The organism is Microbacterium bandirmense (genome assembly GCF_037204185.1).
GTDB lineage: Bacteria > Actinomycetota > Actinomycetes > Actinomycetales > Microbacteriaceae > Microbacterium > Microbacterium bandirmense.
Genome location: NZ_JBBDGM010000001.1, coordinates 95,682 through 109,302 on the forward strand (window position 1 = coordinate 95,682; position 13,621 = coordinate 109,302).

Sequence of the window (13,621 nt, forward strand, 5' to 3'; positions counted from 1 at the left end):
GCCTAGATGCAGGATTGCGCACCCGCGCGGCTAGCCGACAGGGCTGAGCGCGGCTAGACTGGAAGGACCGAACCGAGGGGGTTGGACATGCCTCTTTCCGAACAAGAGCAGCGCATGCTCGACGAGATGGAGCGCCATCTCCTTCAGCATGACGCAGACGTGGTCAGTGCGCCGTCCGGAGACCGCGCTCTGAGCTACCGAAACCTGGTCTACGGGGCCGTACTTCTGCTCATCGGCGTCGGCGGCCTGGTCGCCGCTGTCGCACTCGGTTCGCAGCTGGGCGCCGTGGGCAGCATCATCATCGGCGTCGTCGCGTTCCTCGCCATGCTGGGCGGGGTCATCCTCGCGTTCACGCCGGTGCGACGCTCCGCCGATGGCACGCCGTCGCAGTCCTCCCCGCGCGGACCCAAGCCCCGCGACGCGTCCTTCATGGATCGGATGAACGATCGCTGGGATCGCCGTCAAGAAGAGCGCTGATCTGATCCACTGACAGAGCCCGGATGCTGTGCATCCGGGCTTTTTCGCGTCTCGGCGCCTGTTTCCTCCACGGGTCCTCCACTTTCCCTCCACCGCGCTCCACCCCCGCTCTCCCTTGTGATTGCGGGGGTGTTCGTCGTCCAACCGGAGAGGTCGCTGGGAATAGGGGAGAACTGCTACACGAAAGTGGAGGAAAGTGGAGTAAAGTGGTGCCAACCTGAAGTGGCCGGACGCAGGGGGGTGATGACCGGTGCTGTTGGGGACGCATACGCCGAAGCTCGACGACAAGGGCCGGGTCATCCTGCCCGCGAAGTTCCGCGAGGACCTCGCCGGCGGAATCGTCGTCACCCGCGGACAGGAACGCTGCCTGTACGTGTTCAGCACGGCCGAGTTCGAGCAGCTGCATGAGCGCATCCGTCAGGCCCCGCTCAGCAACAAGCAGGCGCGGGACTTCCTGCGCATGTTCCTCTCCGGCGCCAGCGCCGAGATGCCCGACAGTCAGAACCGCATCACGCTGCCGGCGCACCTGCGCCAGTACGCGGGTCTCGAGAAGGAGCTGGTCGTCACCGGTGTCGGCGCCCACGCCGAGATCTGGGACGCCGCCGCCTGGAACGCCTACCTCGAGAGCAATGAAGAGTCCTACGCAGATCTGGAACAGGAGGTGATTCCCGGATTGTTCTGACCACGGCTGTGATGCCTCGCCGCTCCGCCCCGACACACTTCCCCGGTGCCGGGTCGAGCGGAGAGGAATCAGAGCCGGAGGTCACGGGAAGAAGATCATGAGCATTCGCGACATCCACACCCCGGTGCTCCTCGAGCGCTGCATCGAACTGCTCGCTCCGGCGCTGCAGCACGATGGGGCCGTGCTCGTCGACGCGACGCTCGGCATGGGCGGGCACTCCGAGGCGTTCCTCGAGCGCTTCGGCGGCATCCGACTCATCGGACTCGATCGCGACACCGACGCACTGCGCATCGCGGGGGAGCGCCTGGCGCCCTTCGGCGACCGGGTCACCCTCGTGCACACCGTGTACGACGAGATCGGGCTGCACGCCCAGGGGGCTTCGGCCATCCTGTTCGACCTCGGCGTCTCGTCGCTGCAGCTCGACGAGGCGGACCGCGGCTTCGCGTACTCCAAGGACGCACCGCTCGACATGCGCATGGACCAGACGAAGGGGCGCACAGCCGCCGACATCGTCGCCCAGTACAGCGAGGGACAGCTGCGGCGCATCTTCGAGCGCTACGGCGAGGAGAAGCTCGCCGGCCGCTACGCCCGCTTTATCGTGGAGGCCCGCGCTCAGCATCCGATCACCCGCTCCGGAGAGCTGGTCGACCTGCTGGTCGCGGCCACCCCGGCGGCAGCACAGCGCGCGGGCCACCCCGCCAAGCGCGTCTTCCAGGCGCTGCGCATCGAGGTCAACACCGAGCTCAGCGTGCTGGCCGACGCCATCCCGTCGGCGATGGACGCACTCGAGGTCGGCGGGCGCATCGCGGTCATGTCCTACCAGTCGCTGGAGGATCGCCTGGTCAAGCAGGCGTTCGCGGCGGCGTCCTCGTCCACCGCGCCGGCGGGCCTGCCCGTGGAACTGCCCGAGCACGCCCCGCGCTTCAAAGTGCTCACCAAGGGTGCCGAACTGGCCGATGACGACGAGCGGGCGCGCAACCCGCGTGCCATCCCGGTGCGGCTGCGCGCCGCCGAGAAGCTGAGGGAGACGTCATGAGCCTGCAGACGGCAGCCGCGCAGCCGAACGCGGCCCCGCGCAAGACCCCGCAGCGTCGTCTGCGCCCGGTCGCCGCGCCCGCCCCTCGGCGCCGTCCGAAGGTCGCCTACGCGGCGCTGGCGGTCGGTGGCGCGCTCGCGATCGGCGCCGCGCAGCTGGGCATCTCCTTCGCGACCACCCAGGATGCCTTCGTGCTCGCCCAGCTCACCAGCCAGCAGCACGACCTCGGTCTCGAGAAGCAGGCGCTGCACGAGCGGATCGTGGGCCTGAGCTCGCCGCAGTCGCTGGCCGCCAAGGCGGACGCGCTCGGACTGGTCGTCGCCGGATCGGCGTCGTACCTGCGACTCAGTGACGGCACCGTGCTCGGCGCCGGCGACGGCGCCGACTGGGCCTCCACGGTCAATCCCAATGGCGCGACCTCGGTGGGCAACGCACTGCTCATCCCACCTGCGGCCGCCGGCCCCGAGCAGACCCGTACACCGGCAGACGACGCCGCCGCGGCATCCGATGACGGCGGGTCCGAGCCCGCGTTCCCGCCAACCGTCACCGACGGACTGCCGTCGCCGACCACCCGATAGCCGCACAGCCGACTCCACACAGGACGGAGAACCCGAATGACGACACGAGCCACCCGCGGGTCGCGGCGACGCACGGTCGCGGCTCTCGCCGTCATCCTCGCGGTGCTGGGCGCCTTCGTCTTCCGTCTCGTCGACATCCAGATCGTGCACGCCGACGACCACGTGGCAGAGGGCATAGGCGACGGCAACCTCGGCACCACGCAGCGCATCGCGGGTGCGAGGGGCGACATCGTCGACGAGCACGGCACGGTGCTCGCCTCCAGCGTGCTCGTCTACGACGCCCAGCTCGACCCGAAGCTCATCCAGGACTTCGAAGAGGAGCCGAACCCGAAGAAGAAGCCCGAGATGTCCTGGGACGAGGCGAGCGAGCGCATCGCCGGGATCGTCGGCAAGAGCATCGACGACGTGCGCGGGATCGTCGCGGACAAGCTGGCTGCGGACCGCATGTCGCAGTACGCCGAACTCGCTGACGGACTCTCGACCGAGCAGTACCTCCAGCTGCGCGAGCTCGTCGTCGACGAGGGCCTCGCCTACATGGCGATGATCCCGCGCTCGGTGCGGGTGTACCCGAACGGGGCGGTCGCCGGCAGCGCCGTCGGCTTCCTCAACGGGGCGGGTGATGCGCAGTACGGCATCGAGAAGATGCAGGACCAGTGCCTGTCGGCCACCGATGGCGAGGTCACCTACCTGCGCGGCCAGGGTGGCGTGAAGATCCCCGGCAGCGAGCGCGCCACGCCCGCCGTGGACGGCGGCACCGTGCAGCTGACGATCGACAGCGACCTGAACTGGTACCTGCAGCAGATGATCGCCGAAGAGGCCAAGAAGCAGGGCGCGAAGGCCGGGTCGGTCACCGTGGTCGAGGTGGCCACCGGCAAGATCCGCGCGATGGCCGAGTACCCCACCGTCGACCCCAACGACATCGATTCGGTGCCGCAGAAGTACTGGATGTCGCAGATCTTCGCGGACGCCTACGAGCCCGGGTCGACGTTCAAGCCCATCACCGCGGCCTCGGTGCTGGAAGAGGGGGCGGCGACCCCGCTGTCGACCGTCACGGCACCATCGCGTGAGGTGTTCCCCAACGGCGCCGTGGTCAACGACCCCTTCTCGCACCCGGTGTACCAGTACACGTTCGCCGGCGCGCTGATCGACTCGTCGAACGTGTCGCTGTCGAAGTTCGGCACCAGGATCCCCCCTCAGGCGCGCTATGACTACCTGAAAGCGTTCGGTGTCGGCGAGCCGACCGGAGTGGGGTTCCCCGCCGAGCAGCAGGGCGTGGTGCACGATCCCGCGACCTGGGACAACCAGACCCTGTACACGACCACCTTCGGCCAGGCGTTCACCGTCACACCGGCGCAGATCGCCGGTGCGTACCAGGCGCTGGCGAACGACGGCGAGAAGATCCCGCTGTCGCTGGTCGAGTCGTGCACCGCGGCCGACGGCACCGTCACCAAGGCTGCCACCCCGGACGGCGAGCGGATCGTCTCCGAGAAGACTGCGACCGAGGTGCGGCGGATGCTGGAGAACGTCGCGGTCCAGGGCGGACTCGCCGATGCCGTCGAGGTGCCCGGCTACCGCATCGGGATGAAGACCGGTACGGCGCAGAAGCCCGACGGCAAGGGCGGCTATAAGGCGGGCATCTACTTCACGAACATGGCCGGCATCGCGCCGATCGAGGATCCACAGTACGTCGTGCTGGTGACTCTCGACGAGCCGACTAAGATTAGGAGTTCCGCGGCCACCGCCAGCGCCTTCCAGAAGGCGATGACGCAGGTGCTGAAGACGTACAAGGTCGCCCCCTCGTCGCAGCCGATGGATGAGCTGCTCCCGAAATTCGACTAGCCGGCGATCCTCCGCCGCGCATGGAGATGCCACATGATCGCCCTGTCGCTCGCCGAGATCGCCGAGATCCTCGACGGTGAACTGCACCTTGTCGGTGCTGACACCGCCGACACCCTCGTCGACGGCTCGGTCGACACCGACTCCCGCGAGATGACGGCCGGATCGGTCTTCGTCGCCAAGCCGGGTGAGACCACTGACGGACACCGCTTCGTGGGCGCGGCGGTCGACGCCGGCGCGGTGCTCGCGATCGTCGAGCACCCGGTGGATGTCGAGGTCACCCAGATCGTCGTCGCCGACGCGGTCGCGGCCCTCGCCGATCTCGCCCGCGAGGTCGTCGCGCGCGTGCGCGCCGCGGGGCACCTGAAGGTCGTCGGCATCACGGGGTCGAACGGCAAGACCACCACCAAGAACTTCCTCGCCCGCATCCTCGAAGATGAGGGCGAGACGGTGGCGCCGGTGCGCTCGTACAACAACGAGGTCGGTGCACCGCTGACCATGCTGCGCCTGACCGAGAGCACCCGCTACCTCGTGAGCGAGTTCGGCGCCGCCGGTCCCGGCAGCATCGCGCACCTCGCCGGCCTGGTGACTCCAGACGTCTCGGTCGTGCTGATGGTGGGCCTGGCGCACGCCGGCGGCTTCGGCGGCATCGAGGCGACGGCTCGCGCGAAGTCCGAGCTGGTCACCGCGGCGCGTGCCGACGGTGCGGCGGTGCTCAACAGCGACGACCCGCGCGTATGGGCGATGCGCGAGATCGCGGAGCGGCGCGGCATGTCGGTGGTCGGGTTCGGTCAGAGCCCGGATGCCGCCGTGCGCGCCGAGGACGTCGAGGTCACCGCCACCGGCACCTCGTGCACGATCGTCGTCGCTGGGGAGCGCGCACCGCTGCGGCTGAAGGTGCTGGGTGCCCACCACGTGACCAACGCACTGGCGGCCATCGCCGCGGCGGGGGTGCTGGGCGTGCCCGCGGCATCGGCCATCGCCCGCCTCGAGACCGTCGAGATCGCCGAGCGGTGGCGCATGCAGCCCCTGGGGAGCGATCGCGTTCGGATCATCAACGACGCCTACAACGCCAGCCCCGACTCGATGGCCGCCGCGCTGCGGACGCTTGCGCAGATCAGCGGACCGCAGGAGCGCACGGTGGCGGTACTGGGTGCCATGAGTGAACTGGGTGAGACCGCCGGAGAGGAGCACGACCGCGTTGGTCTGCTCGCCGTGCGGCTGAACATCGCGCGCATCGTGGTCGTCGGCCCCGAAGCGCGTCGTCTCTACCTCGCCGCCGTCGGCGAGGGATCATGGGACAGCGAGGCGGTGCACCTGCCGGATCAGGATGCCGCCTTCGACTATCTGAAGACCGAACTGCGCGAGGGGGATCGCGTGCTGGTGAAGTCGTCCAACTCCGTCGGGCTCCGGCATCTCGGCGATCGTCTGGGAGAATTCTTCTCGTGAGGTCCTTGCTCATGGCGACGGCGATTTCGCTCGCCTTCACCCTCTTCCTGACCCCCGTGTTCCTGAAGGTCTTCCGCAGGATCGGGTGGGGACAGGTCATCCGCACGCCCGAAGACATCGCCAACCCCAGCCACGAGGCCAAGCGCGGCACGCCGACCATGGGCGGCGTGATCTTCATCGTCGGCACCGTCATCGGCTACTTCGCCGGCACGTTCTTCGGCGGCACGACACCGGCGCTCTCCGCCGTGCTCGTGCTGTGGCTGATGGTCGGGTTCGGCGCGGTCGGGTTCATCGACGACTACATGAAGGTGCGCAGCCAGCGCAGCCTCGGCCTCTCGGGCTGGCGCAAGATCGTCGGTCAGCTGCTCGTGCTGATCCCGTTCGGCGTCGTGGCGCTGAACTTCCCCAACCGGCTGGGACAGTACCCGGCGAGCGGGTACGTGTCGCTGTTCCGTGACATCCCGTGGCTGAACCTCTTCGCCTTCGGCACGATTCTCGGCTGGATCCTCTACCTGATCTGGATCTCGGTCATCGGCGTCGCCACGTCGAACAGCGTGAACCTCACCGACGGCCTCGACGGGCTCGCGGCGGGTGCCGGGGTGTTCGTCGTCGGCGCCTACAGCCTGATCGCGTTCTGGCAGTTCAAGCAGTCGTGCGTGGGACAGGCGATGACCATGGCCGGATGCTACGAGGTGCGCGAGCCGCTGAACCTCGCCACGGTGTCGGCCGCCTTCGCCGGCGGCCTCATCGGATTCCTGTGGTGGAACGCGCCCAAGGCGAAGGTGTTCATGGGAGACGTCGGCTCGATGGCCATCGGCGGTGTGATCACCGCGATGGCGATCCTGACCCGCACCGAGCTGCTGCTGCTGGTGATCGCCGGTATCTTCGTGCTGTCCTCGGGCTCGGTGATCCTGCAGCGCGCCTACTTCAAGATCACCCGCGGCAAGCGACTCTTCCTGATGAGCCCCTTCCACCACCACCTCGAGATGCGCGGGTGGGCCGAGGTCACGATCGTCGTGCGACTGTGGATCATCGCGGGCCTGCTCGCAGTCTCGGCCGTCGGCCTGTTCTACGTCGACTGGCTGATCCAGGTATGAGCGCGCGGCTGGACTCCCTCACGAGCTGGCACGCCGACTGGTCGGGGCTGCGCGTCGCGGTGCTGGGCCTGTCGGTGACCGGCTTCTCGGTGGCCGACACGCTCACCGAGCTGGGTGCAGAGGTGCTCGTGCTGTCGGAGGGGGCTTCGGAGGAGTACGCGCGGCTGGTGCCCATCATCGGCGCACGTCTCGAGCTCGGTCCTCTCGACGAGGTGCCCGAGGCGCTGCGCGCCTTCGACCCTGAAGTGGTCATCGCCTCGCCGGGCTTCGCGCCCTCGCATCCGATCATCCGCTGGACGCAGCAGAGCGACATCGCGCTGTGGGGCGACGTCGAGCTCGCCTGGCGCGTGCGCGACAAGGTCGTGCGCGCCGACGGCACCCCCGCCGACTGGGTGCTGATCACCGGCACCAACGGCAAGACCACGACCACGCAGATCACCGCCACGCTGCTGAACGCAGGCGGGCTGCGCGCAGCGCCGTGCGGCAACATCGGCGTGCCCGTGCTCGATGCCGTGCGCGACCCTGGTGGCTTCGACGTGCTCGTGGTGGAGCTGTCCAGCCATCAGCTCTGGTACATCGGACAGTCCGAGCCCGCCGGGCAGCTGTCCCCGCACGCGGCCACCTGCCTCAACCTCGCCGACGACCATCTCGTCTGGCATGGCAGCGCCGAGGCCTACCGCGCGGCGAAGGCGTTCGTCTACCGCAACACCAGGGTCGCCTGCGTGTACAACAAGGCTGATGCGGCGACCCGGCGAATGGTCGAGGAAGCCGACGTCATCGAGGGCGCCAGGGCGATCGGGTTCGACCTCGGCACCCCCGGTCCCAGCGATCTGGGAGTCGTCGACGGCATCCTCGCCGACCGCGCGTTCCTCGACGACCGCCGCAACAGCGCACTGGAGCTGACCACGGTCGCCGAGCTGCGCGAGGTGGGCCTGTCGGCACCGCACATCGTGCAGAACATCCTCGCCGCGTCCGCGCTGGCCCGGTCGCTGGGGGTCGACCCGGTGGCGATCCACGACGCGCTGCAGACCTTCACACTGGATGCACACCGCATCCAACTGATCGCCGAGCACCGCGGCATCCGCTTCATCGACGACTCGAAGGCGACCAACCCGCACGCCGCGGCGTCGTCGCTTCAGGCGCACCCCGGCGCGGTGTGGGTCGTCGGCGGCGACCTGAAGGGCGTCGACCTCTCAGAGCTGATCGGCGGGGCAGGCACATCGGTCGCGGCGGCCGTCATCATCGGCACCGACCGCGAGCCCGTCCTCACGGCATTCCGGCGACACGCGCCCCTTGTGCCCGTGTTCGAGGTGATCCCCGGTGACACTGAAGACGTCATGGATCGCGTCGTGCAACTGGCGATCGAGGCCGTCGACGGTGAGGGGACAGTGCTGCTGGCTCCCGCTGCGGCATCCTTCGATCAGTTCACCGGATACGCAGACAGGGGAGAGCGCTTCGCACAGGCGGTGCGCACATGGATCGAGCGGGCCGGATCGTAGGCGAAGGAGGGGCGGATGACACAGACGTCTCACCCACCGCGCGCTGACAATACGCCGTCCCCGGGTTCCGGCCGCGGCCTCGCCGCACGGGTGTCGCTGGGGCGGCTCTTCACGCCCCCGTCGACCGAGTTCATCCTCATCGCCTCGACGGCCACGCTGCTGACGCTCTTCGGCCTGGTCATGGTGTTCTCCGCCACCAGCGCCGATCCGGTCACGCCGTTCGACGCCGCCATGAAGCAGGGGGTGTTCGCGCTCATCGGCATCCCGCTCATGCTGCTCGTGAGCCGCCTGCCGGTGAAGTTCCTCGGCAGGATCGCGTGGCCGGCTCTGATCGCGGCCACGGCGCTGCAGCTGCTCATCTTCGTACCGGGACTGCGGGTGTCGTCGGACGGCAACACGAACTGGATCAAGATCGCCGGATTCCAGATGCAGCCCTCGGAGTTCCTCAAACTCGCCCTCGTGCTGTGGATCGCTTTCGTGCTGCTGCGCAAGCAGGCCAGGCTCGGCATCTGGCACCACGTGTTCATCCCCGTCGTGCCCATCTCGATCCTGGTGATCGGCACCGTGATCGGCGGTCACGACCTCGGCACCGCGATGGTGCTCGTGCTGATCGTGCTCGGCTGTCTGTTCTTCTCGGGGGTGAAACTGCGGCTGTTCATCCTGCCGCTGCTGGCGGGCATCGTCGGCGTGCTGTTCTACGCACTCTCGAGCGAGAACCGCATGACGCGCATCCTCTCGGCGCTGAACCCGTCGGCGTGTGACATCACCGATGAGTGCTACCAGCCCGCGCACGCCGTCTGGGGCATGGCCAACGGCGGCGTCTTCGGGGTGGGCCTCGGCAACTCGCAGGAGAAGTACGGCTGGCTGCCCGCTGCGGCGAACGACTACATCTTCGCCATCGTGGGGGAGGAGCTCGGCTTGATCGGCTGCCTGCTCGTGCTGGCGCTGTTCGGTGCGTTCTCGGTGGGCGCGTTCCACATCATCCGCAAGACCGACGACCCGTTCATCCGCGTCGCCACCGGCGGCATCGTCGTCTGGGTCATCGGCCAGGCGCTGATCAACATCGGCGTCGTGCTGCGTGTCTTCCCCGTGATGGGCGTGCCGCTGCCGTTCATGTCGCAGGGTGGCACCGCGCTGCTGTCGGTGCTGATGGCGTGCGGTGTGCTGCTGGCCTTCGCCCGCACGATGCCGGTACCAGGTCAGGCGGCCCCGAGACGGTCTGGAGCCGGTCGTGCTGCGGCCGGTCGGCGCCCGGCCGAACGGGGTAGGGTCGCCTAGTGCCTACCTATCTTCTGGCCGGCGGAGGCACCGCCGGCCATGTCAATCCGCTGCTTGCGGTAGCCGATCTGCTGCGTGAGCGCGACGGCGACACCGTGCTCGTCCTCGGCACGGCCGAGGGCCTCGAATCCCGGCTGGTGCCCGAGCGCGGCTATGAGCTGCTCATCGTCGACAAGGTGCCGTTCCCGCGCCGTCCCAACCGCGCTGCCGCGGCCTTCCCGGTGCGCTTCCAGCGCGCGGTGGGCCAGGTGCGGGCGCACATCCGCGAGCACGACGTCGATGTCGTGGTCGGCTTCGGCGGCTACGCGGCGGCTCCGGCCTATGTCGCGGCACGTCGCGAGAAGGTGCCCTTCGTCGTGCACGAGGCCAACGCCAAGCCGGGGCTCGCGAACGTGCTGGGGGCGCGGCGCGCCGCCGCCGTCGGCGTCGCGTTCGAGGGCACGCCGCTGCGCGGCGGCGAGGTTGTCGGCATGCCGCTGCGCCGTGAGGTCGTCGAGCTCGATCGCGCCGCGAACCGCGCCGCCGCGGCGGCCGAGTTCGGACTCGACCCGGGGCGCCCTGTGCTGCTGGTCTTCGGCGGCTCGCTGGGTGCGCTGCGCCTGAACGCCGCGTTCGCGGACGCCTGGGGCGATGTGCTGGCGGCGGGCTGGCAGCTGCTGCATGCCACCGGCGAGCGCAGTGACCTGGTCGATCCCGGGGTCGCGGGCTACACGCAGCGCCGTTACATCGATCGCATGGATCTCGCCTTCGCCCTCGCCGACCTGATCGTCTCGCGCTCGGGATCGGCGACGGTCAGCGAGATCAGTGCACTCGGGCTGCCGGCGGTCTACGTGCCGTACGCGGTCGGCAACGGCGAACAGCGCCTGAACGCGGCATCCGCCGTCTCCGCCGGGGCTGCGCTGCTGCTGGACGATGCGACCTTCGACGGCGACGCGGTGCGCAGCCATATCGTGCCGCTGCTGGGCGACGAGGCGCGCATCACAGCCATGGCCGATGCGGCGCGCGGCGTCGGCACGCGCACGGGCACGGAAGACCTGGTCGCCCTGATCGATCGCGCCCTCGCAGCCCCCGGTCGTTGAGCGAGCCGCAAAAGGCGAGCGATGTGCTGAGCGAGCGTGGCGAGTCGAAGTGACGAAACGCTCACATCTAAACTGGAACCAAATGATCAGACCCGACCTCACCCTTCCCATCCCCGAGACGATCACCTCGGCGCACTTCATCGGCATCGGCGGCTCCGGCATGAGCGGACTGGCCCGCATGTTCCTCGATGCGGGCATCCGCGTCTCCGGCTCGGACCGCTCCGACAGCGCCGCTCTGCGCGCTCTCGCCGAGGCAGGGGCGACCGTGTACGTCGGACACGATGCGGCGCACCTGGGTGACGCCGACACGGTGGTGCACACCGGCGCGATCTGGCCAGAGAACCCTGAGTTCGTCACCGCCAAGCAGCGTGGACTGCACGTCATCCACCGCTCGCAGGCGCTGCACTGGCTGATCGGCGACCGCCGACTGGTGTCGGTGGCGGGTGCACACGGCAAGACCAGCTCGACGGGCATGCTGGTGACCGCGCTGCAGGCGCTGGACGCGAACCCCAGCTTCGTCAACGGCGGTGTCATCGAGCAGCTCGGCGTCTCGAGCGCCACCGGTTCGGATGAGCTGTTCGTGATCGAGGCCGACGAATCCGACGGCACGTTCCTGCTGTACGACACGGCGGTCGCGCTGATCACCAACGTCGACCCCGACCACCTGGACTTCTTCGCCTCGGAGGACGCGTTCTACGACGCGTTCGTGCGATTCGGCGACGAGGCCGGCGAGGCCGTCGTCATCTCGGGCGACGACGAGGGTGCCCAGCGCGTGCACGCAGGGCTGAGCCACGCGCACGTGGTGACCTTCGGTCAGGCAGAGGATGCCGATGTGCGGCTGACCGATATCGACACCGCGGGCGGTGTCGCGGCGACGCTCACGTACGAGGGTGCGTCGGTGCGGATGCAGTTGGCTGTTCCCGGCGCGCACAACGCGATCAACGCCGCGGGCGTCGTGGCTGTGCTGATCACCCTCGGGCACGCGCTGACCGATGCCGTGCGCGCCGTCGAGGGCTTCGCCGGCACGGTGCGGCGTCTCGAGCTGCACGGCGAGGCGCGCGGCGTGCACGTCTACGACGACTACTCGCACCACCCCACCGAGGTGCGCGCGGCGCTCGAGGCGATGCGCGGCGTCGCAGGCGGAGGCCGGGTCATCGCCATCCAGCAGCCCCACACCTACTCGCGCACCCAGCACATGTACCGCGAGTTCGCCGAGGTGCTCGAGGAGCTCGCCGATCACACGGTCATGCTCGACGTGTACGGCGCGCGCGAGGATCCCGTTCCCGGCGTCACCGGCGAGCTGGTCAGCGGTGCCTTCGCCGATCCGGCGCACGTGCACTACGTCCCCGACTGGCAGGCGGCGGCCGACTACACGGCGCGGGTCGCGCGCGACGGCGACTACGTCGTCACGCTCGGCTGCGGCAACGTGTACCAGATCATCCCGCAGGTGCTCGACGCCCTCCGGCGCACGCGCGAGGTCTGACGTGCGACGCCCGGCACCGCTCCCGGCATCGGCGGACGAGCCCGCTCGGGGCGCGGCCGCCGATCACGACGGTGGGCGTCGGGGACGCCGGACGCCGTCGCGCGGCGAGGGATCCGGTCCGGAGACCGAGACGAGCAGCGCCGTCCCGGAGGCGGAGACCGACGTGATCGCCGATGATGTGGTCGAGGCGGTCTCAGTCGCTGCGGTTGATTCGGATGCTGCGGTGGAGTCGGATGCTGCGGTGCGCAGCAGCGAGGTGTGGCGGGCCGCCCGTGCGCGACGGAAGGCGCTGCGCGCAGAGATCCGCCGGTTCACGTCGCGTTCGCGTCGTCGCCGGAACATCTGGCTCGGGGCGGTAGGAGCCGTCGTGCTGCTGGTGCTGGGCAGCGTCGTCGCGGCGTACAGCCCGCTGTTCGCCGTCCGTGAGATCACGGTCGCCGGTGCGAAGACGATCGACCCGGCCCTGGTCGAGCAGGCGCTGCAGGGACAGATCGGCTCACCCCTGGCACTGGTGGATGCCGGTGCGGTGAAGTCGGCGCTGACGGAGTTCCCGATGATCGAGAACTACGCCCTTGAGGCGCGTCCTCCGCACGAGCTGGTGGTGCGGATCGTCGAGCGCACACCGATCGGCGTGATCCGCTCCGACGCCGGCTTCTCGCTCGTCGATGCCGCCGGTGTGGTGCTGTCGACGACGCCGGAGCAGCCGGAGGGGCAGCCGCGGCTCGACATCTCGGGCGGCATCGATTCACCGGCGTTCCGCAGTGCGGGGCTGGTGATGCGGTCGCTGCCGGCCGATCTGCGCGCGACGGTCACAGTGGTGCGCGCGTCGTCTGGCGACGACGTCAGTTTCACCACGAGCGACGGCAAGACGGTGATCTGGGGCGGCGAGGGCGACTCGGTGCGCAAGGCCGAGGTGCTGGTGCGCCTGATCGCGGCGACGCCCGATTCGCGTACCTTCGACGTGTCCTCGCCGACCGTTCCGGTGGCCGGCTGAGCCGACCTGATCGGGGATCGCGGCGACACGCCGTGTCGTTGCACGCTCGTGCGCGGCTTGCGCATACCGTCGATCTCGAGAACGCAATACCGGGAAACAGTTTAACCCTCTTGTTGAGGTTTAAGGTTTATCC

At 69.1% G+C, this 13,621-nt stretch carries 12 protein-coding genes; all 12 read left to right on the plus strand.

What is annotated here, in order from left to right; genetic code table 11:
* Nucleotides 1-87: 87 nt before the first annotated feature.
* The 12 genes from WDU99_RS00440 to WDU99_RS00495 all read left to right on the plus strand — a co-directional run bounded on the left by WDU99_RS00440 (nucleotide 88) and on the right by WDU99_RS00495 (nucleotide 13,488).
* Nucleotides 88-477 (plus strand): DUF3040 domain-containing protein, encoded by a 390-nt coding sequence (locus WDU99_RS00440; RefSeq protein WP_337330464.1) that lies wholly within the window; start codon nucleotides 88-90, stop codon nucleotides 475-477.
* A 250-nt stretch (nucleotides 478-727) separates the two neighbouring features.
* Nucleotides 728-1,159, plus strand: a complete 432-nt coding sequence (gene mraZ, locus WDU99_RS00445; protein WP_337330465.1) for a division/cell wall cluster transcriptional repressor MraZ — start codon at nucleotides 728-730, stop codon at nucleotides 1,157-1,159.
* A gap of 97 nt (nucleotides 1,160-1,256) precedes the next feature.
* On the plus strand, nucleotides 1,257-2,195 hold the full coding sequence (gene rsmH / locus WDU99_RS00450) for a 16S rRNA (cytosine(1402)-N(4))-methyltransferase RsmH (RefSeq protein WP_337330466.1): 939 nt from the start codon (nucleotides 1,257-1,259) through the stop codon (nucleotides 2,193-2,195).
* Nucleotides 2,192-2,773, plus strand: a complete 582-nt coding sequence (gene ftsL, locus WDU99_RS00455) for a cell division protein FtsL (protein ID WP_337330467.1) — start codon at nucleotides 2,192-2,194, stop codon at nucleotides 2,771-2,773. Before rsmH ends, ftsL begins: the two co-directional genes overlap by 4 nt.
* A gap of 36 nt (nucleotides 2,774-2,809) precedes the next feature.
* Nucleotides 2,810-4,612: a peptidoglycan D,D-transpeptidase FtsI family protein gene (locus WDU99_RS00460; protein ID WP_337330468.1), complete on the plus strand. Its 1,803-nt coding sequence runs from the start codon at nucleotides 2,810-2,812 to the stop codon at nucleotides 4,610-4,612.
* 33 nt (nucleotides 4,613-4,645) lie between these two features.
* Entirely contained in the window at nucleotides 4,646-6,058 is a 1,413-nt protein-coding gene (locus WDU99_RS00465; protein WP_337330469.1) for a UDP-N-acetylmuramoyl-tripeptide--D-alanyl-D-alanine ligase, read from the plus strand.
* Nucleotides 6,055-7,155: a phospho-N-acetylmuramoyl-pentapeptide-transferase gene (gene mraY / locus WDU99_RS00470; RefSeq protein WP_337330470.1), complete on the plus strand. Its 1,101-nt coding sequence runs from the start codon at nucleotides 6,055-6,057 to the stop codon at nucleotides 7,153-7,155. Before WDU99_RS00465 ends, mraY begins: the two co-directional genes overlap by 4 nt.
* The gene (gene murD, locus WDU99_RS00475) at nucleotides 7,152-8,654 is read left to right on the plus strand and encodes a UDP-N-acetylmuramoyl-L-alanine--D-glutamate ligase (protein WP_337330471.1); all 1,503 of its coding nucleotides are present in this window, start codon (nucleotides 7,152-7,154) and stop codon (nucleotides 8,652-8,654) included. Before mraY ends, murD begins: the two co-directional genes overlap by 4 nt.
* A gap of 15 nt (nucleotides 8,655-8,669) precedes the next feature.
* On the plus strand, nucleotides 8,670-9,932 hold the full coding sequence (locus WDU99_RS00480) for a peptidoglycan glycosyltransferase FtsW (RefSeq protein ID WP_337330472.1): 1,263 nt from the start codon (nucleotides 8,670-8,672) through the stop codon (nucleotides 9,930-9,932).
* Nucleotides 9,932-11,011, plus strand: coding sequence for a UDP-N-acetylglucosamine--N-acetylmuramyl-(pentapeptide) pyrophosphoryl-undecaprenol N-acetylglucosamine transferase (locus tag WDU99_RS00485; protein ID WP_337330473.1), 1,080 nt, complete (start codon nucleotides 9,932-9,934; stop codon nucleotides 11,009-11,011). Before WDU99_RS00480 ends, WDU99_RS00485 begins: the two co-directional genes overlap by 1 nt.
* A gap of 82 nt (nucleotides 11,012-11,093) precedes the next feature.
* Nucleotides 11,094-12,494 (plus strand): UDP-N-acetylmuramate--L-alanine ligase, encoded by a 1,401-nt coding sequence (gene murC / locus WDU99_RS00490; RefSeq protein WP_337330474.1) that lies wholly within the window; start codon nucleotides 11,094-11,096, stop codon nucleotides 12,492-12,494.
* A gap of 163 nt (nucleotides 12,495-12,657) precedes the next feature.
* Complete coding sequence (locus tag WDU99_RS00495) at nucleotides 12,658-13,488, plus strand: cell division protein FtsQ/DivIB (protein ID WP_337330475.1); 831 nt, start codon at nucleotides 12,658-12,660, stop codon at nucleotides 13,486-13,488.
* The last annotated feature ends 133 nt before the right edge of the window (nucleotides 13,489-13,621 follow it).